Here is an 18,321-nt window from a genome sequence, read left to right on the forward strand (position 1 = left end):
TTCAAGATAAACGCAGTCTCCCCGTCAGACAAAAAGTTCAGCACCCTCGGTGCTCCCGACCGAGTCTCAATCTTCTACAATGTTTCAAAGGACTCGATTGTGAATGCAAATGTCTACCGTCAAGATGGAACTTTTGTATCGAATATAGCTCAAGGTAAAGAGGTCTTAGGCAAAACAATCCCTCTCCCCCCGGGAGAGGGTGGCTCATCTACCAGTTCTCAAAACTCCTCAAAGTTGGGTGAGGGCTTGTATTGGAGAGGAAATTATCCCGACAGCCAATCAGGCCAAATCGTTACTGGTGGCAACTATAAAATTGTCCTAACCGCCTCGGCTAAAGACGGATCATCAAGTAAAACAGAGATAATTGACGGCATATCGATAGATACTTTTTCCATAAACGACTCTCTTGCAAAATTAAATCCTATCGGAGAAGAAACTTTTTTCAATAACCAAAAGATTCGATATGCGGAAGGTGAATCGCCATATTACTTTGAAGCAAAAGGGATTGGTAAATATTTCCCGCAACAGGATTTTGATTACACACTCACCGCAACAGGCGAGCAGATAATTACCGCGTATCCATATGTCCCTTTTACAGGTTTAATGCATAGGTGGTTTGATGAGGTTAATTGTAAAGCTATTGTAAGAGCAGAAGGTCAATGTACAGACCATTGGACAGATTATAATATTTTTGGGGCAGAACACCATGACGCAAAATCTTATGAGAAAGAGATAAGAGCATATGCTGTTAATTTATCAAAAGATAAAACGAGCATAACAGTTTCGGGCGAAGGATATGTAAACGATTGGTACGGAGGAACTTCTGGCAGTCGATCAACATACAGAACTTTTGATACCTGTACTCTATACCTCAACATGAAAGACAAAAATGGAAGTTTTACTCTCGAAGCGCTTGAAGTTACAATCCCTAAAATTGAAACAAGCTACAACCTTAATGTCCCTGCAAATATAGGTCAGCCTCTCAATAAAACCCTGGAAGAATATGTAAGAGAGAAACTGGCAAATGAAATAACATTAAATTCAACTCCTACAATGCCTGCTGTAACAGGCGGCCGAGGGATATTTGATATCTCTATAGAAAAAACAGGTAAACCAACCCTTCGATGGGAACTTGTTTATACAACTACCCAGAAAAATCAATATACTCTGCAGGATGAACCGGTCTCATATCTCTATAAAGTTTACATAACTCGCCCAAATACTCTAAATAAATATGACCTGAATTTTGCTTTTAATCTTAAACTTAAATCAGAAATAGAATTTTCAAGACTTACAAACAGGTTTATCCCCTATGTCGGGTTTGTAAGATATGGAGCGCCATATATGGAAGATTTTTCTGATGCCATGGAAGATATTGCTACAGGACTCGCTTTCCCAGGGAGATTGTTTTTTGAGGATACTGATGCATACTTGGGTAAACCGTATAAATCAAAAGAGATGATGATTTCTGACATAAATAGTTCGGTGGATAATAGTGGAGGAGGATCAAAAACCTGGGGCTCTGTCAAAAAAGAGATCTCGGAAAGTAATCTTTTTAAATATGATGGGAGTAAAAACGCAACTTTAGGCTATGAGGATTACTTGTCTTACGATCACATCCAATTTATTCCTATAACAGAACCAGATGGAGGGAAAATCGAATACCAAAACAATTCACCTATTGTTAAAGCGTACACAAACCTGGTATACCCTGCACAAGGAAAAGAGGGAGTGATTTCTGACTTTAAAATCAATTGGCCGCTTGATTATGTTGAACTTGATAATTTAAAAAAGCAACAATCTGACAAGAAAAAAGAACTTGATCCTAAAACAGGCAATCCTCAAAAATATACAAGCGCATCAAAAGACGGAACATACTGGGATTTTAACCAAGAGGAGCTTAATGAACGAGGGAAATATACAAACAACACAAAAGTCGGGATAGGACGGCTTGTATATAGCAATTCTTCCAACCGGCTGGAATGGTCGTTTCCCAAGACATCAGGCCAGCTTATCGATTTAAACAATCTCTCCTTTACTGTTATTGATCCTTATTACTCCGTTTCAACAAATACTCCGGGTGTAAATGTATCGCTTTCCTCAACATCGCCAAACGGAAAAATTAGCGCCTACAAAAATATTTCAGGCGATGATTGGACAACTGCTGATGACATAAACCTTGTTTCATCATACGGCGTTATCAAAACTCCTTTACTTAAATTTAATGAAGATAAATTCCTGGGTAAAAGAGAACTTGAAATTTCTGATTTCTACCAGACCGCAGATGATTATCAATCTGCTGCCGCTTCAAAATATACATTTTTAAAATATGACCCTTTTAACAACAATGGAGAGACTCCTGTCGATAACCCGAATATCAAAATTGAAGAATGGAATGTAAAAATAAAAGATAAAAATGGCGAGACAAACAAGGATATAGCGCTTAAAGATATATCGAAGAAAGATAAAAGAGTAAACGATGCGATAACGCTCAAACTCAAACTCGATTCCGCGGAAAAACGATATGTACAAATATCAGGAAAAGTAAACGGCTCCTACGAACTCTCTTACTTTGATGGTGAAACTTGGAAAAGAATTTATGAGGGGAATAATCTTGAAACCTCGAACCCTGGGAACCTTGATACCTTAGCTTGGTGGGATGTTTCGCGGTTGAATGGAAAATATACAGTCCTCCTAAAATCCGGTGGATATATTGCACAAGAAAATATTTCTATAGGAACCTTAGTTCCAAAAGGGACTGCTAAAACAGTCTATAGCGCTTACAAACGCGCAGAGCTTGATTTTCCACAAAACGCTTTTGTTGATGAAAACAAAAATCCAATCGACCAGCTTGTAACTGTTACTCCCGTTTCTATGAATGAGATATATGTCAGAAACAGGCCGATTATCATGACTCAAGGCCCGATTGTTGAAATATTTCCTTCACCATGGAAGTTTGAAGTAAATAAGGAGACCGGAGTTGATATGCGTCCGACACTTAAATTTATCTATACACAAGATGATCTCTTTGAACTTGGCCTTTGGGATAGATCAAAAGGAAATTTGGAAGTAGGCAAAGATTATGGATTTCCTCTAAACATCCATCAGATAACAAAAAGCGGTGATCTCCAAATCGTTTCAGAAAATAAACAGGATGTTGAGCTAAATAACGGAGAATATCAGTATGTTTTCTCTGCCCCTCTAGACCACTTTTCCACATACACATTATTGAAAGGAAAGTTTTCTCTCTCCGCGCCCATTGTTTTCGCTGATCGGTATATGACAAATAAAGATACTGTAATTATCTACGGAACAGCAGAGCCTAACTCTATCCTAAATGTTTATGTTTACAAAGAACCAGTAAATACCCCTCTCCTTCTGGGAGAGGGTGAATCTCCTACCAGTTCTCAAACTACCTCGAACTTGGGTGAGGGCTTGGCAACAGCGGGAGAAGATGGCAAGTTTAAATTTGAAAATATTCCTCTCTCAACAGAAGGAGATAACTATATATATGTAACGTCTCATCCTAAAGGAGATGAGAATGTTGTAACCTACAGTGATGTTGTCGTTACAAAAGACACAATCCCTCCTTCTCTTGAAGGCAGCAAAACCTTGTCAACTTTCTCCCCCAACAACGACGGCAAATTCGATGAGATCAACTTTAAACTAAAGTCAAATGAAAAAGGGACGATTTACTTTAAGTTGGAAAAAGTAAGGTAACGAAAGGTGGGATTTGATATTTCATGCTGTAGGTGTATAATCGTAGAAGAGGTGAGGGAATGCCTAAAAAAGATATCTCCTTATTTGAAGGCGTTTCCTTAGGGATTGAAATTGCCGCTTCTGTTTTCCTGCTTTCTTTTTTGGGATATAAAGCAGATAGGTTGTTTCAAACATCTCCTTGGCTTATGGTTGTGGGAGTTGTTTTTGGTGCGGCTGTCGGCATGTGGAATGTTTATAAGATATCAGTTAGGAAGTTTAAATGAATATTTTTTCGCATATTTCCGAACGAATTGTTGTGCCTCTTAAAATAGCAGGAATTGATCTTTCAATTACCAATGAAATTCTAGTCATGTGGATAGCAATATTTTGTATTATTCTCTTTTTTTACTTTGGATCAAAAAAAGTTTCTATTGTCCCAAACCGTTTCCAGAATTTGGTTGAAATGTATGTGCTAACCCTTTGGGAAAATATTGAGCCTATCGTTTTGAATCGCGCATGGCTCCCTTTTTTTTGCGGACTTTTCTCTCTTATCCTTTTTTGCAATCTTTTGGGAGGTATTCCTGGAATTGTGCCGCCGACAGTAAATATAAATTTTACGGCAACGCTTGCTGTGTGTATATTTTTAATTACACAAATTGTCGGAATAAAACAAAATGGAATAAGAAAATACTTTTTATCTTTTGTTCCTAGTAATGTTCCTTTTGGAATATTAATATTTATAATTCCTATGGAGGTTCTGAGTCAATTTATTAGACCTTTTTCTCTTTCGATAAGACTTTTTGCGAATATTTTTGCAGGACATGCAGTTACACTTACAATAATAAGCCTTATTTTTATTTTTAAATCTTATTGGGTTATACCTGGTTCTTTAATTGGGCATCTTCTTATTTCCGTTTTTGAAATATTTGTAGCTTTTATACAGGCTTTCATATTTACTTTTTTGTCTGCTTTTTACATAGGGTCGTCTTTAAATTTGGAAAAGCATTAAATTTGAAGGAGGGAATAAAAAATGGGAGAAGCGTATATTGGAGCTGGAATTGCTATTGGTTTAGCGGCGTTAGGAACAGGTTTGGGGGTTGGGATTTTAGCGGCAAAAGCAATGGATGGCATTGCAAGACAACCTGAGGCTCAAAATTCTATTCGAACAAGCATGATTATTGCAATTACTTTTATTGAAGCGATTGCTTTATACGCGTTGGTCATCGGCTTGATTTTGGCAACAAAGTAATTTAAAAATGTTTGAATTTGAACCAGGACTAATAATTTGGACATCTATATCTTTCGGGATATTGATACTCTTTTTTTATAAACTGCTTCTTCCTCCACTGCTTGATATTATAGATAAAAGGGAGAGACAGATATCATCTTCCTTGGAAGAGGCGCATAAAACCAAAAAAGAGGCGGCGGAGCTTTTTTCTGATTACAAACAAAAGATAGAAGTAGCGCATATAAATGCCCGCCAAATAATTGATAACGCAAAAGTTGAATCTCAAATTATTGTTAAAAAAGCCCTTGACGCCGCCAAGCTTGAGACAAAAGATATTCTTAACCAGGCAAAGCTTGAAATTGGAGCTCTGCGTGGCGAAATGATAAAAGAGGTGAAAGAAGCAAGCGCAGATCTTATTGTTTCTGTGGCAGGCAAGGTTTTGGGGAGAGAGGTTTCGATAGAGGATAATGTAAATATTATCAGGGAAACCTTAAATGAAAGTTAATAATTTTGAAATTGATATCGAAAAACTTTATCTGCTTGCCAAAAACATGGGAGAGGCGGCTAGACTTGAAAATGATTTTTATATGATAAAAAATTTTCTTGAAAGCAATTATGAGATAAAATTTTTTTTTGAAAGCCTTTATGTTCCAAATGATTTCAAACTCAAAACTTTAAAAGAGAGATTTCCTGCCTTTTCAAGGTTGTTTTGGGAGATTTTAAGTTTTTTAATTGACAGGGATAGCATTTCTTTTGTTCCTCTTCTTTCTGATAGTTATACCCGTTGTTTTTCAGGAAAAGAGAACATAGAAATCGCGGAATTAATATTTTCGCAAAATGCTCCAAAAGATATAATTGATTCTATTTATAAGCATTTTAAAAACATATCTTTTAAGATTTTAGTGGATCCTTCTATTCTGGGGGGATTTATCATTAGGAAAAGTGATGGGACTGTTATTGACGGCAGTTTGAAGGGCCGCTTAATGCAAATGAAAAGAGGTTTGGAAAAATGAAAAATGATATGCCAAGCATTTCCGATATTCTAAAAAAGAAAATTTTGGAATTTGAAGCTGAAACAAAAGCCGAATATGTGGGAAAAGTCATAGAATCGGGAGACGGGATCGCTCATATAAAAGGGCTTCCTCAAGCCATGGCGGGAGAGATGATAGAATTTCAGAGCGGGATTTTTGGGCTTGTTTTTAACTTAGAGCGTGATCAGATGGTAGCGGTTATTTTAGGCAGCCACACTTCAGTGAAAGAGGGGATGTGGGCAAAATGTACCAGTCGTGTTATGGAAGTTCCTGTAGGGGAAGCTTTGATAGGGCGGATTGTAAATGGTGTTGGTATTCCTGTGGATGGGAAAGGAGATATTGTTACCGACAAGCACAGGCCCGTTGAAAGGCTTGCTCCGTCGGTTGTCGACAGGGTTCCTGTTGACAGGCCTTTGCAGACTGGTATTAAATTGATCGATGCTCTTGTGCCTATCGGGAGAGGGCAGAGAGAACTTATAATAGGGGATCGTTCAACTGGGAAATCTGCTATATTGGTTGATACTATCCTTAACCAGAAAAAAGAGGGGGTTATATGTGTTTATGTTTCAATAGGCCAAAAAACCTCTGATGTTGTCCAGATGACTGAAAAATTAAGGCGAGCAGGAGCCATGGATTATACAATCGTTGTTACAGCGTCAGCTTCGGATCCAGGAGCTCTTCAGTACCTTGCTCCGTTTACAGGGTGTGCCATGGCGGAAGAATTTATGTACAATGGCAAAGACGTCCTCATAGTTTATGACGATTTAACAAAACATGCCCAGGCTTACAGGATGATTTCAATCCTTTTAAGAAGGCCTCCTGGAAGAGAGGCTTATCCCGGAGATGTTTTTTATCTTCACTCAAGACTTCTTGAACGGTCCGCTCAGCTTTCTCCAAAATTGGGAGGAGGATCAATGACAGCCCTTCCTATTATAGAAACACAGCTTGGGGATGTAAGCTCTTATATTCCCACTAATGTAATATCCATAACAGACGGCCAAATATTTTTGGAGTCTGATCTCTTTAATGCGGGAATTCGTCCCGCTGTAAATGTCGGTATTTCTGTTTCCCGTGTTGGTGGCAATGCTCAAACCAAAGCCATCCGCAAGCTTGCTGGAAGGCTTAGATTGGATTTGGCCCAATATAGGGAAAAGGCCCAGTTTTCCCTTTTTTCAGAAGATGTTGACAAAGAGACAAAAGCCCAGCTTTTAAGAGGACAAATTGTAACTGAGGTTATGAAGCAGGAAAAAAACCAGCCGATGGGGATAGAAGATCAGGTTGTTGTTTTATTCGCGGCCGTTAACGGATTTTTTGATAATGTTCCAATTGCAAATGTTCGTACGCATGAAAGTGAGCTTTTAAGTTTTATACATCGGTCTTACCACGAAGTTCTGGAGAGTATAAGAGAGAAAAAAGAAATTGATGAAGAGGCGAGAGGTAAAATAACAGAGGCTATTTCGAAGTTTAAGGAGTTGTTTAATGTCTGATGTTTTGTTGTTAAAAAACAGATATAAAACAATTGACAACTTGGGGGCTGTAATGCGGGCAATGCTTGTTATTACCGCAGCCAAATCCCAAAAAGCAAAAAAAAAGTTTTTATACGCTTCAAAATATTTAGATGAGTTTTCAAAACTTTTAAATTGTGTTTATCGTAAGGAAGCTCCGCAACCGCGGGCGGACAAAAAAAACCTGGTGATTGTTATAAGTTCAAGTAAAGGGATGTGCGGAGGGTTTAATGAAATCCTGTTTCGCGCTGTTCGCAACCACTTAAAACTTACTTATGGAAGCCATGAAGCCTGCCTTTTGGGAAGAGCGGCGTTGAAAATAGAAAAATGGGTGGGAGTAAAGATATTTGCAAAAGATATTGACGCTGTCAGGAACCCGTCTTTTTTACATATAGCTTTAATTGCGGACAAAATTTTTAAATGGCAAAGAGAGACATGTGGAGAGGTTTTTATTGCTTATAATTCTTACAAGTCAATGCTTGTCCAACGACCCAATGTAATTAAACTGCTTCCATTTAATGGGGCAGGCTCTGATGATTATGTTGTTGAGCCAAATTCTGAAACATTATATCCCATGCTTCTTTTGCATTATTTGGAGAGTGTCATTTATAAATGTATTGTTGAATCGGAGCTTGGAGAATTAAATGCCAGGATGCTTGTGGTGAAAGGGGCGACCGACAGTTCAAAAGATATGTTAAATGAAATGAGGATCAGGATGAATAAGGCGAGGCAACTGGCAATTACATCCGAACTTTCTGAAATTGTAAGTTCATTTGAAGCTTTGGCACAAGGAGAGGAGTAAAAATATTATGGTTGAAGGGAGAATTGTGCAGATTATAGGGCCTGTTTTGGATGTCCAGTTTCCTTCGGATAAAATTCCGGCTATCAGAACTACTCTTGAGATAAAAGACCAAAAAATTTGGGCAGAAGTTGCAATGCAGCTTGAAGGAGGCATTGTAAGGGCGGTTTCTTTTCAGCCCACAGACGGGCTACGAAGAGGGCAAAAAGTTATTGATTTGGAACGGGTGGTATCTGTGCCTGTAAGCCCAAAAGCTTTGGGTCGCATGTTTAATGTTTTGGGTCAGCCTATCGACAGACCCGAGCCTATAGAAGGGGCAAAGCTTATGCCCATAAGGAGAGATCCCCCTTCTCTTGATAAAATTATTTCAAAGCCAGAAGTTTTTGAGACGGGGATTAAAGTTTTGGATCTTATAGCTCCTTATGTAAAAGGTGGAAAGACAGGGTTGTTTGGTGGAGCTGGGGTCGGGAAAACTGTTGTAATAATGGAGCTTATTCACAACATGGCAAAACAACATGGTGGTATTTCTATTTTTGGAGGGGTAGGAGAAAGGACGAGGGAGGGGAATGATTTGTGGCTTGAAATGCAGGCCTCAGGTGTTATGGAGAAAGCAGCCTTGATTTTTGGCCAGATGACAGAGCTTCCGGGAGCCAGAATGATTGCGGGGCTTTCCGCCCTTACTTTTGCCGAATATTTCAGGGATGAAGAGGGGAAAGATGTCCTGTTTTTTGTGGACAACATATTCCGCTTTGTTCAGGCGGGGTCTGAAGTCTCTACTTTGCTAGGCCGTCTCCCTTCCGCAGTAGGTTATCAACCGACACTTCAAGCCGAAATTGGGAGATTTGAAGAGAGGATTGTTTCAACTGTTAAAGGATCGATAACTTCTGTGCAGGCAGTTTATGTCCCTGCAGATGATATTACAGATCCAGCAGCAGCGGCTACATTTGCCCATTTGGACGCGACGACTGTTTTATCGAGAAAAATTGTTGAAAAAGGCATATATCCTGCGGTTGACCCGCTAACTTCAACTTCAAGAATTCTTGATCCTGAAATAGTGGGAGAAGAACATTACAAGACAGCTCGAAGAGTTCAGGAAATACTTCAAAGATATAAAGAACTTGAAGATATTATTGCAATTCTAGGTGTTTCGGAACTTCCAGAAGAAGATCAATTGATAATAAACAGGGCTAGAAAGGTTCAAAAATTTCTTTCACAGCCGTTTTCTGTCGCAGAAAGGTTTACCGGTATCCCTGGCAAATTTGTAAAAATTCCGGATACTGTCCGCGGGTTTAAAGAAATTATCGAAGGGAAACATGATGACTTGCCGGAGCAGGCTTTTTATATGGTAGGGACAATAGATGAAGCGGTTGAAAAGGCAAAAGGCTTTATAAAATGAATGAAAAATGACCTAATGAAGAATGACTAATGATAATGAACTTATTTAATTTAAAGATATGGGGAGTTGAGAGGGAAGTTTTTGACGGGAAAGCTTCTCTTCTGAAACTGAAAGCGGTTGATGGAGAACTTGAAATTTTAGCCGGGCATATTCCTTATATCAACGCGTTAAGTTCAGGCAAAATAGAATTTCAAAAAGAAGACGGCCATAAAATTGTTTTGCATGCCGATTCGGGTTTTATAAAAGTTGAAAAAAATAACCGTGTTTATGTATTTATTCAAACGCCTATTTGCGTAAGTTGAATTCCTCACTCTTTTAATAAAAAGATGAAATTTATTTAAAATCTTACAGATAAAAGCCTATAGGAACTGTCGCCCCAGACTAAAAGTATTTTAACCCCGATTAGGATAATCGGGGTTAATGTGGGGGACTCATTTTAAAGGGTGTATGTATGAAATTGACGCGATTGCTGGAAAATAGAAGAGTTTCTCATAGCTTTAGATTAAGAGGAATCAATGACAGGCTGAAAATTTCTGCAAAGGCTTTAGAAACAACAAAAACTGCTTTAATTAACATTTACTTAAAAAAAGCAAATGATTGCATAGGAGATGTAATTATAGTTGATGATAAAAATCCTTCACGGATGGATCTTTCCATTGCGTATTGCGATAAAGTTATAGCTTTGGATCCTGGGTTAGCAGAGGGTTGGCATGAAAAAGGGAAGCGTTTACTTGGAATTGAAGATTTTAAAGGGGCGATTGATTGTTTTAATAAAGTAGTAACCCTTAATGCTGAACCGGATATTAAGGCGGAAGCTCTTTACTATATAGGGCGGTGGGGCACTGATCTTTATGAATCAATAACTTGTTTTGATGCGGCTTTGGTTTTGACGCCTAATGATACAAGATTGTTATATGCTATGGCCCAAAAGCTTTTACAGGTAGAGTGTTATGATCAAGCGATTTTATTTTATGGGATGGCAATTAATGTTGACGAAGGAATCATAAGGATTGCTTCTTTGATAGAAAGAGGGGCCATCCTTCTTTTGCAAAATCATTATTCTGAAGCTCTTTTGGATTTTAATCGAGCTATACGATTGATTGAAACAGGGAGGCATAGTTTAACAGAGGATGATGTCAATTATCAAGATCTTCCGACATTTCTTTCTAATGCTTTAAACAATAAGATTCTTGCTTTGTTGGGATTAAACAGGAAAGATGATGCGCTATTATGTTTTAATTTGTTACTAAATAGAAGTCTTAGCCTTTTTGAAGATGTTGTTTGCGCTATCGGTTCGATTAACCATGAATAAACCCCGATTATCATAATCGGGGGTAAATAATGAGGAGATTTTCTAATGGATAAAGTAATCTTAACAGTTCCGGGCTTAAAAACCGGAAAAATTTTAGGCCCAGACTGGAAAAAAAATGAAACACCGACTAATATTGTCTTGCGCAACGCGTGTCTGATCTCTGAACGGTTAAACCTTGGGGTTTATGTGACAAGAAAGATAGAAATTTCCGCTGAGGTGTTGTTTGGGGCTTTTTTTGAAATAACGTCTTTTCCCACCGATTTGATTAAAAAGTTTGTATTTGAAAATGATTCTTTTTTTCATGAAAATGGTATTTTTATTGATCCTAAAGCAAACGACTCAGGGCTGGCAAGTTATATGGCTGCTTTTCTTGCTTATGATAGTTTTAATATTTCAGACCCTGAAATTTTGCGGGCTATAGCGCATTTTGAAAGTGGCCCTTTACCTTATATGTATTTTGATTCTTCTATCATTGAAAAAGTCTTTTTGCTTGCAAATTATATTGATGACTGTTGTCTTGACCATGAAAAACTTGCTTTATCAGCTTTGACATCTACACAAAACCTTGATTTTGCCTTGTTTATAGTTTTGACGGGAGAAGTTTTGAATGAACTTAAGAGTTCTGATACTCCTGATATTAACAGGAATATTTTACATTTATGGCGTACGTTATACAGCAATAGGGACAAAATATTTGGAGATAGGTCTGGCTCCGGCAATAAATATGTTGATTATATCAGAAGATCTTCAGATGAAATAAACAAGTTGCTTGGAAGCTTTTTAACAAAACAGATTGGTAAAGTCCCTAATTATGAAATAGCATATTTTCATAATTTTGTTGGGGAGGGGAAACTTATTGAAGCGCGCAGAAGACCACTTCTTCAAGAAGCGTTGGCCAAAGGCGCTTTAGCCTGTTTTGAACAGGCTCTTAAATTTGATCCTTCGTATTATGTTGCGACTAAAGGAAAAGGAGATGCTCTTATTTATTTGGGGCGTGAGGATGAGGGGAGAAGATGTATTGCAGAGGCATTGGGAAATATAGGGCTTGATTTTAAAAAGAAGGGATATTCAGCTATGGCTGAGCAATTTTTTAGAGATGCTATTAAGGCTTGTCAAAATTATTATCCTATCTGGCTTGAATTGAGTGAAATTGAGGGGAATAGGCATAATTACGCAGGAGCAATATCTTGTTTAGATGAAATTATCAAAGCCATAGATGTTGATTTGGCGCTTCGAGCAAAAGCTTATGGGCATAAAGGGGGTTATATTAGTTTGCAATCTAGGATTTTAGAAGCAACGTATTCAACGATGATTAATTTATTGCCAAAGCAGGGCGAAACGTTATTAACAGAAGAGAGAGATTATAAAAAAGAGGCTATTTGTTGTTATGATGCTGCAATTAAATGTAACAGACAAATAATCATCTTAGATGGAAGTCTTGAAGAAGTTTTAAATGCTTATCTATCTATGATTCAACTGCTTTCTGCTAAGGCAGAGATTGAAAATTATACCACAAATCTTGTTGAGGGGATAAGTTTGTCAGAAGAAGCTTTGAGCTTAATTCAAAGCTTTCCAGTCGTATTAAGAAGAAGGGATCAAATTAAACTTCTACATAGTAGAATCTTAGCGTTTCAAGGTAGCGCTCTTTATTCTTTGGGCTTTGAAAGAGAGGCGCTTGATGTATTCAACCTTGTTAAAGCTTTAAAAGTAAATGGTCCTAGCGTTGAACGCTCTCTTCATATGGCAAAGAGGATATCCTTAAAACTTGAAATGGATTATGTGGAAGGGCTTATTTCCCCTCCACAGCCTTTGGCATAGCTTATATTTATTATGGGACCGTTGCGAAATGGTCATTCCCGTGAAAACGGGAATCTAGTTCTCAGAAAACAACCCCGATTATTATAATCGGGGTTAAGATGGAGCCCCGCTTTCCTGCTTGCCAGTAGGCACGGCGCGGGGCTGACAAATTTCAAAAACTGGCATCAGGCAACAGCCCCTAAGAGTATTTTTTAAGGACTACAGCGGCATTTTTTGATCCGAAGCCTATGCTGTTTATTAGCGCAGTTTTTACTTCAATTTTTCTTCCGGTGTTTGGCACATAATCAAGGTCGCATTCCGGATCTTTTTTTTCGTAATTTATGGTTGGAGGGATAAAATTGTCTTTAATTGCCATTGCGCAAGCTGCAATGCTCCCCGCGGATGCGCCTCCAACCGCGTGTCCAATCATCGATTTGATTGAGCTTACAGGGACAAAATAGGCGTGTTTTCCTAAAGCTGTTTTTATTGCAAGTGTTTCCGTTTTATCGTTTAATGGAGTAGATGTTCCGTGTGCGCAGATATAAGATAATTCTTCGGGCATAATATTTGCATCTTGAAGGGCCATTTGTATTGCCCGCGCATCTTCTTCTCCCGTTGGAAGTGGTTTTGTTGCGTGATATGCGTCGCATGTGGCGCCAAACCCAGCAACTTCAGCGTAAATAAAAGCTCCTCTTTTTAACGCATGTTCTTCGCTTTCCAGAATAAAAATCCATGCGCCTTCCCCGATTACAAAGCCGTCTCTGTCGATATTAAAAGGGCGACAAGTACTTTTTGGATCATATTTGTTGCTTATTGAAAGGGCCCCCATGCAGCTGAAGGCTTCTGCTATACTAGAAGTTATGCATGCGTCTGCTCCCCCTGCAAGTGCAACTTCTAAAATCCCTGAATTTATCATGTTTGTCGCAATTCCTATGGCATCATTTGCGCTGGTGCAACCATTAGAAAACAATAAACTCGGACCGTCAATTCCTAATATATTTCTTATGTTTTCAAGGAGCGCTCCGGCAAAAGAGGCAGACATTGTGTCTTCGCTTACATTCTCTGAAATGTTTTGAAAAATTTTTGAGATCTCTTTCTCATAAAAGCCTAATCCTCCCGCACCACTCCCCAAAAATATCCCAATTTTGTTTTTTTCATGGTTTTTTAGGATGAACTTCCCGTCTTCTATTGCTTCTATGGCAGCTGATGTTGCCAATTGTGATGCCCGAGCCATTTTTTTGGACTTTTCTTTGGGGAAGTAGTTTGTGCCATCAAAGTTTTTTATTTCAGCCGCAATTTTTGTTGGATGATTTGATGTATCGAAAAAAGTTATAAAATCAATGCAATTTACTCCTGCTTTTAATGATTTCCAAAAAGACTTTACCCCTATACCGTTTGGAGCGATAGCTCCAATTCCTGTTATAACAATTTTGCCCCGATTATCATAATCGGAGCTTGAAATTCCTCCTTTATGTTTTTTAATTGTGTTTAACATTTATATTTTTTTAGTATTATTACAGAACAGCCTGAATTCAAGCCCAAGCTTAAAGATAAAACTGTTGTTATTTTTAATGGGATCCCGTTGTTAGGTGTATAATTAAGATCGCAATCTGGATCAGGTATGTCAAAATTGATGGTTGGAGGGATAAAATCATTTTCAAGAGCTAATATTGATGAAGCAACATTTGCTGACCCTCCTGCGCCTAAAGGATATCCAATCATGGATTTGATGGAACTTATAGGAAGTTTATATGCTTTTTCTTCAAAAACTTCTTTGATGGCTTTTGTTTCAACAACATCATCAGATATTGTTGATATCCCATGAGCGCAAATATAATTTATCTCTTCTTTGTTTAAGTTGCTCTCTTTAAGGGCAAGTTTTATGGTGTCGGATACTTCTTTTGTACGGTTGTTTTTATTATTAGGAGCGCAATTAATTCCATATCCTGTGATTTCCGCGTAGATATGGGCTCCTCTTTCAATTGCATGGTTTAGTTCTTCCAGAATAAAGATCCATCCCCCTTCTCCAAGTACAAAGCCATCACGGTTTAGGCTAAATGGACAAGAAGCTTTTTGGGGATCTGAATTTTTTGAGGTAGATATGCTCCCCATTTGACAAAGCGAGGTTAGTATTCCCGGAGTAATACAAGCTTCTACTCCTCCCGCAAAAGCTGTTTTTATTATTCCACTTTTTATCATTTGTAAGGCCAGGATTAAGCTATCGCTTCCACTTGTGAGGCCGCTTGATACGGTAAAACTTGGGCCTTTAATATTTAAAGCGATGGATACATCTCCTGTTATTCCTCCTGAAAAGGTTCCCGTAACAGTATAAGTGCTCATTCTTTTTTGCTCTGCCGAGTAAAATTTTTTCATTTCCTCTTCTCCAAAACTTACTCCTCCACAGTTTGTTCCTATGATTACTGCGATATCTTTTAGTTCTGAATCTTTTATAGTGAAGGCTCCATCCGCAATAGCTTCCATAGCTCCTGCTACTGCAAAATGATTTGCCCGTCCTACTTTTTTTACGTCCTTTAGAGAAAGATATTTCGAAGGATCAAAGGCTTTTGCTTCTGCTGCGATCTGTGATGATAAATTTGATGGATCAAAAGAGGTTATTGTACTTACAAAACTTTGTCCTTGGCTTATTCCATTCCAAAATCCATTTTTTCCAATACCTGTTGGCGCAATAATTCCCAAGCCGCTTATTACTATTCTACGTGAGTTCATGTTTTTACCACGCATATTGACTTTTATCTGCTTTTTGCCGACTTTTGTATATGGTAGTACGTTTTTTTTATTTGTCAAGTAACAGAAAGCAGCAAAAATAATTTATGATTTAACTCCGATTATTCATAGACGAACAGAATTCTAGCATGGTGGGCTTGTTGCGTAATGATAGTTTTTGCAATTTGTCATCCCCGCGAAAGCGGGGATCCATCTTGTTTTTTGAGAAATAGATTCCTGTTTTCACGGGAATGACCATTACGCAACAGACCCATGGTGTTGGAAATTTGAATAATCGGGGTTAACTCTCTTTTTGCAAAATTGCGATATAATCCAGCATTGATTCTGCAAATAGCCGTTCTTTTGGGTAAAATTCTGCAGATAAAAAGGGATGCAAATATCTGGCTTGTTCGGGATAATGGGTTGGAAATTCGTTTTGCATAATATGGATACCGCCTGGTTTTAATACACGATAAACTTCCTTGAAAACACTTTTTAAGAAGATCGGACAACCTAATCTTGGATTTAAGCCATTGGCAGAATCAATTATACTGCAATACATAAAATCAAGAAAATGATTTGTGAAAATTAGATCTAAAGATGAATCCTCGAAGGGTAATTGTTTTGCATCATGTTGTAGAACTTTAATTCCAAGTTCGTTAGCATATGAAATAGCAATAGGATCGATATCAATTCCTACTATCCCTTGTATTTCTCTTACTCTTTGAAGAAAAAACAGGTAGGGACCATAGTTTGAGCCTAATTGAGCGCCTAAAATGTCTTTTCGGTCGCCAAAAACAATGCGTATCGTAATATCAATCGGTCGGAATATTGCTACAGATGAAAACTCATAATTATCGGGATTGGTTAAAAGAAAACAGGCATGTTCTTTTAATTGCCAAATACCATCACCCAATGCCTTAATACGATTAAATCTGTTTTGCATTTCATAGAAATTACGATATCCGCTCAATCTTGCAATTTGTTCGGGCGCTTTTTTTATTTCCGGAGGGTTGTAATCGTATAACTTATTTCCGGCATTAATTGCCTGTCGGACTTGTTCGGATGAAATATTTTTCAAACTTATTCTTGATAACATTTTAAATATGTCGGTTTTTTATGTGAATCATTTCATCCCGATTAGGATAATCGGGGTTCAAGTGATTTTGATTTGTGTTGTTTTCTGATGTAATTTTTCTGTTTTTTTAACGATAATTATTAAAATATCATGTTAAGTACTGTACAATCTTATTCATCTGTGGGGAATACAAATTTTAAAGTAAACTCTTTCCCTTGTTTGCATCAAGAAAGGGCTTCTTCAAGCCCTGCTTCTAATTGCGAGGGGAAGATTAAAGAAATCTTTTTTTATCCCTATCATTCTTCTTGTTGTTTTTATGATGAAATTTATGACAGAACGCCTGGGTTTGCCAAATATGTCAATATTCAATTACTGCTTATTAAGGAATTTTTACGGATTTTTGACTGCGATGTGAGCTTGTCTCTGTTAATTCCGACTAAAGGGAGAAAAGATTTTATTATTGAAGAGTTTGTAGGTTGTTGTGAGTCTATGGGCATACCTTCCTATGGACGGATTAATTTTATTGACTTTCCGATTACGGATATGTCTTGGATTTACCTGAGAGATAAGGCTCTTGCCAAATCTATGAGGGGGATGATTTGGCCAAATAAATTTTCTAAAAATATTGATGTTTTAAAAGCTTTTGATGCAGAATCTATCCTTTCTCCTTTTTCTTTTGAAGGAGGAAACGTAAGATGTGCTGACGGGTTTATGTATATTGGAAGTGATACAGTTAGTTTCAATAGGGATATTTTGGCCATAAAAAGTGGTTCTGAGCAGGAAGTATTTGACGGCGTTAATAGGATGTCAGACTGGTTTCAATCTCAAGTGGTTATGTTTGGGGATGCTTCTTTGGTATTATCAAAACAACCAATAAAGCATATAGATTTATTTTGTACTTTTTTGGGTGGTAGAAAGGTGGTTGTTGGCGATGTAAATTATGCTATTGATATAATAACAAAACGAAAAGATTGGGAATCTATATTGATGTCCAGCGTTTTTGATATAGATAGGTTAGTTCATAAACAACAGATGGGTAACGAGGACTTTTATTCTTATAGTCCTTTTAATGCTATAGATCCAATAAGTTTTAAACGTAATCCAACGGCAGTAAAAACTTATGTGGCTTTTCTGGCTTATATATTAAGACAATATAGAAATAGATATATTTATCGTCAGCGTGATGCTGATTTTAAAGAAATTTGGGATGATGGCTCTTTAGGAGAAGGTGAATTATCTGTTGAAGAAGGATTAAAAATGTTTTCTCTGCCGTTTTCGGACGAAACCATTAAAGATATTTTAGGTGGTTATAATAATGCAGCTGTTTATATGGATAGTGTAGCGACACAGTTAAGACAAAGTGGATATGAAGTTTTTCGGTGCCCGTTGTTGCCTCATATTCCTCGTCTTTTAAACGGAATTGGCAGGGAGATGAAGGCCCCTCTTATAACTTATAATAATGCTTTGGTTGAATGCTATGATTCTAATAGGATTGTTTATATGCCTGAATATGGACTGAAATTCCCGACAGTAAATTATAATGGTTATGTTGTCGGGAATGTGTTAAATGAACTTGATATTGAGGCAAGGCATGTGTTTGAAAGAGCTGGAGCTGTCGTGAGAGGAATAAATACAGGATTTAACCTGACGACGTTACAGTCGCAGGTAAATTGCATGACCCTTGAAAGAAGAGAAGCATTTAATCCCGATTATTCACGGTAAAACCAGAAATTAACCCCGATTAGGATAATC

The 18,321-nt window shown here is 37.7% G+C and carries 16 protein-coding genes and 1 pseudogene (1 of these 17 only partly in view); 14 read left to right on the forward strand and 3 right to left on the reverse strand.

The annotated features are described in order from the left end of the window. The 13 genes and pseudogenes from A2290_04830 to A2290_04890 form a co-directional block, all read left to right on the forward strand. A pseudogene (locus A2290_04830) lies at positions 1-158 on the forward strand (hypothetical protein) (it extends 5,020 nt beyond the left edge of the window). Continuing rightward, positions 100-3,720, forward strand: a complete 3,621-nt coding sequence (locus A2290_04835) for a hypothetical protein (GenBank protein OGC12960.1) — start codon at positions 100-102, stop codon at positions 3,718-3,720. The pseudogene A2290_04830 and the gene A2290_04835 overlap by 59 nt, the downstream one beginning before the upstream one ends. Before the next feature lie 59 nt (positions 3,721-3,779). Continuing rightward, positions 3,780-3,983, forward strand: coding sequence for a hypothetical protein (locus A2290_04840; protein OGC12961.1), 204 nt, complete (start codon positions 3,780-3,782; stop codon positions 3,981-3,983). After that, complete coding sequence (locus A2290_04845) at positions 3,980-4,708, forward strand: ATP synthase F0 subunit A (protein ID OGC12962.1); 729 nt, start codon at positions 3,980-3,982, stop codon at positions 4,706-4,708. The genes A2290_04840 and A2290_04845 overlap by 4 nt, the downstream gene beginning before the upstream one ends. A gap of 21 nt (positions 4,709-4,729) precedes the next feature. After that, the gene (locus tag A2290_04850; GenBank protein ID OGC12963.1) at positions 4,730-4,948 is read left to right on the forward strand and encodes an ATP synthase F0 subunit C; all 219 of its coding nucleotides are present in this window, start codon (positions 4,730-4,732) and stop codon (positions 4,946-4,948) included. A gap of 7 nt (positions 4,949-4,955) precedes the next feature. After that, entirely contained in the window at positions 4,956-5,432 is a 477-nt protein-coding gene (locus tag A2290_04855) for an ATP synthase F0 subunit B (protein ID OGC12964.1), read from the forward strand. Continuing rightward, positions 5,422-5,940, forward strand: a complete 519-nt coding sequence (locus tag A2290_04860; protein ID OGC12965.1) for an ATP synthase F1 subunit delta — start codon at positions 5,422-5,424, stop codon at positions 5,938-5,940. The genes A2290_04855 and A2290_04860 overlap by 11 nt, the downstream gene beginning before the upstream one ends. Further along, a complete protein-coding gene (locus A2290_04865; GenBank protein OGC12966.1) occupies positions 5,937-7,445 on the forward strand; it encodes a F0F1 ATP synthase subunit alpha in 1,509 nt (502 codons plus the stop codon). Before A2290_04860 ends, A2290_04865 begins: the two co-directional genes overlap by 4 nt. After that, positions 7,438-8,265 (forward strand): hypothetical protein, encoded by an 828-nt coding sequence (locus A2290_04870; GenBank protein OGC12967.1) that lies wholly within the window; start codon positions 7,438-7,440, stop codon positions 8,263-8,265. Before A2290_04865 ends, A2290_04870 begins: the two co-directional genes overlap by 8 nt. A gap of 7 nt (positions 8,266-8,272) precedes the next feature. Beyond that, on the forward strand, positions 8,273-9,658 hold the full coding sequence (locus A2290_04875; GenBank protein ID OGC12968.1) for a F0F1 ATP synthase subunit beta: 1,386 nt from the start codon (positions 8,273-8,275) through the stop codon (positions 9,656-9,658). A gap of 29 nt (positions 9,659-9,687) precedes the next feature. Continuing rightward, positions 9,688-9,960, forward strand: coding sequence for a hypothetical protein (locus tag A2290_04880; protein ID OGC12969.1), 273 nt, complete (start codon positions 9,688-9,690; stop codon positions 9,958-9,960). Positions 9,961-10,109: 149 nt separating this feature from the next. Beyond that, a complete protein-coding gene (locus A2290_04885) occupies positions 10,110-10,970 on the forward strand; it encodes a hypothetical protein (protein OGC12970.1) in 861 nt (286 codons plus the stop codon). A 45-nt stretch (positions 10,971-11,015) separates the two neighbouring features. Then, positions 11,016-12,788, forward strand: coding sequence for a hypothetical protein (locus A2290_04890; protein ID OGC12971.1), 1,773 nt, complete (start codon positions 11,016-11,018; stop codon positions 12,786-12,788). A 178-nt stretch (positions 12,789-12,966) separates the two neighbouring features. On the opposite strand, the gene A2290_04895 is transcribed toward A2290_04890, so the two are convergent. The 3 genes from A2290_04895 to A2290_04905 all read right to left on the reverse strand — a co-directional run bounded on the left by A2290_04895 (position 12,967) and on the right by A2290_04905 (position 16,590). After that, positions 12,967-14,262, reverse strand: coding sequence for a hypothetical protein (locus A2290_04895; GenBank protein OGC12972.1), 1,296 nt, complete (start codon positions 14,260-14,262; stop codon positions 12,967-12,969). After that, positions 14,256-15,494: a hypothetical protein gene (locus tag A2290_04900; GenBank protein OGC12985.1), complete on the reverse strand. Its 1,239-nt coding sequence runs from the start codon at positions 15,492-15,494 to the stop codon at positions 14,256-14,258. Before A2290_04900 ends, A2290_04895 begins: the two co-directional genes overlap by 7 nt. A gap of 298 nt (positions 15,495-15,792) precedes the next feature. Then, on the reverse strand, positions 15,793-16,590 hold the full coding sequence (locus A2290_04905) for a hypothetical protein (GenBank protein ID OGC12973.1): 798 nt from the start codon (positions 16,588-16,590) through the stop codon (positions 15,793-15,795). Positions 16,591-16,719: 129 nt separating this feature from the next. Here A2290_04905 and A2290_04910 point away from each other — a divergent pair, with 129 nt between their 5' ends. After that, positions 16,720-18,291, forward strand: coding sequence for a hypothetical protein (locus A2290_04910; GenBank protein OGC12974.1), 1,572 nt, complete (start codon positions 16,720-16,722; stop codon positions 18,289-18,291). The last annotated feature ends 30 nt before the right edge of the window (positions 18,292-18,321 follow it).

Source organism: candidate division WOR-1 bacterium RIFOXYB2_FULL_36_35 (assembly GCA_001771505.1).
In the GTDB taxonomy this organism is placed as follows: domain Bacteria; phylum Margulisbacteria; class WOR-1; order XYC2-FULL-46-14; family XYC2-FULL-37-10; genus XYB2-FULL-36-35.

Coding starts and splice junctions, on each gene's coding strand:
- A2290_04840 (OGC12961.1), top strand. CDS start 3,780: ATGCCTAAAAAAGATATCTCCTTATTTGAAGGCGTTTCCTTAGGGATT.
- A2290_04845 (OGC12962.1), top strand. CDS start 3,980: ATGAATATTTTTTCGCATATTTCCGAACGAATTGTTGTGCCTCTTAAA.
- A2290_04850 (OGC12963.1), top strand. CDS start 4,730: ATGGGAGAAGCGTATATTGGAGCTGGAATTGCTATTGGTTTAGCGGCG.
- A2290_04855 (OGC12964.1), top strand. CDS start 4,956: ATGTTTGAATTTGAACCAGGACTAATAATTTGGACATCTATATCTTTC.
- A2290_04860 (OGC12965.1), top strand. CDS start 5,422: ATGAAAGTTAATAATTTTGAAATTGATATCGAAAAACTTTATCTGCTT.
- A2290_04865 (OGC12966.1), top strand. CDS start 5,937: ATGAAAAATGATATGCCAAGCATTTCCGATATTCTAAAAAAGAAAATT.
- A2290_04870 (OGC12967.1), top strand. CDS start 7,438: ATGTCTGATGTTTTGTTGTTAAAAAACAGATATAAAACAATTGACAAC.
- A2290_04875 (OGC12968.1), top strand. CDS start 8,273: ATGGTTGAAGGGAGAATTGTGCAGATTATAGGGCCTGTTTTGGATGTC.
- A2290_04880 (OGC12969.1), top strand. CDS start 9,688: ATGATAATGAACTTATTTAATTTAAAGATATGGGGAGTTGAGAGGGAA.
- A2290_04885 (OGC12970.1), top strand. CDS start 10,110: ATGAAATTGACGCGATTGCTGGAAAATAGAAGAGTTTCTCATAGCTTT.
- A2290_04890 (OGC12971.1), top strand. CDS start 11,016: ATGGATAAAGTAATCTTAACAGTTCCGGGCTTAAAAACCGGAAAAATT.
- A2290_04895 (OGC12972.1), bottom strand. CDS start 14,262: ATGTTAAACACAATTAAAAAACATAAAGGAGGAATTTCAAGCTCCGAT.
- A2290_04900 (OGC12985.1), bottom strand. CDS start 15,494: ATGAACTCACGTAGAATAGTAATAAGCGGCTTGGGAATTATTGCGCCA.
- A2290_04905 (OGC12973.1), bottom strand. CDS start 16,590: ATGTTATCAAGAATAAGTTTGAAAAATATTTCATCCGAACAAGTCCGA.
- A2290_04910 (OGC12974.1), top strand. CDS start 16,720: ATGTTAAGTACTGTACAATCTTATTCATCTGTGGGGAATACAAATTTT.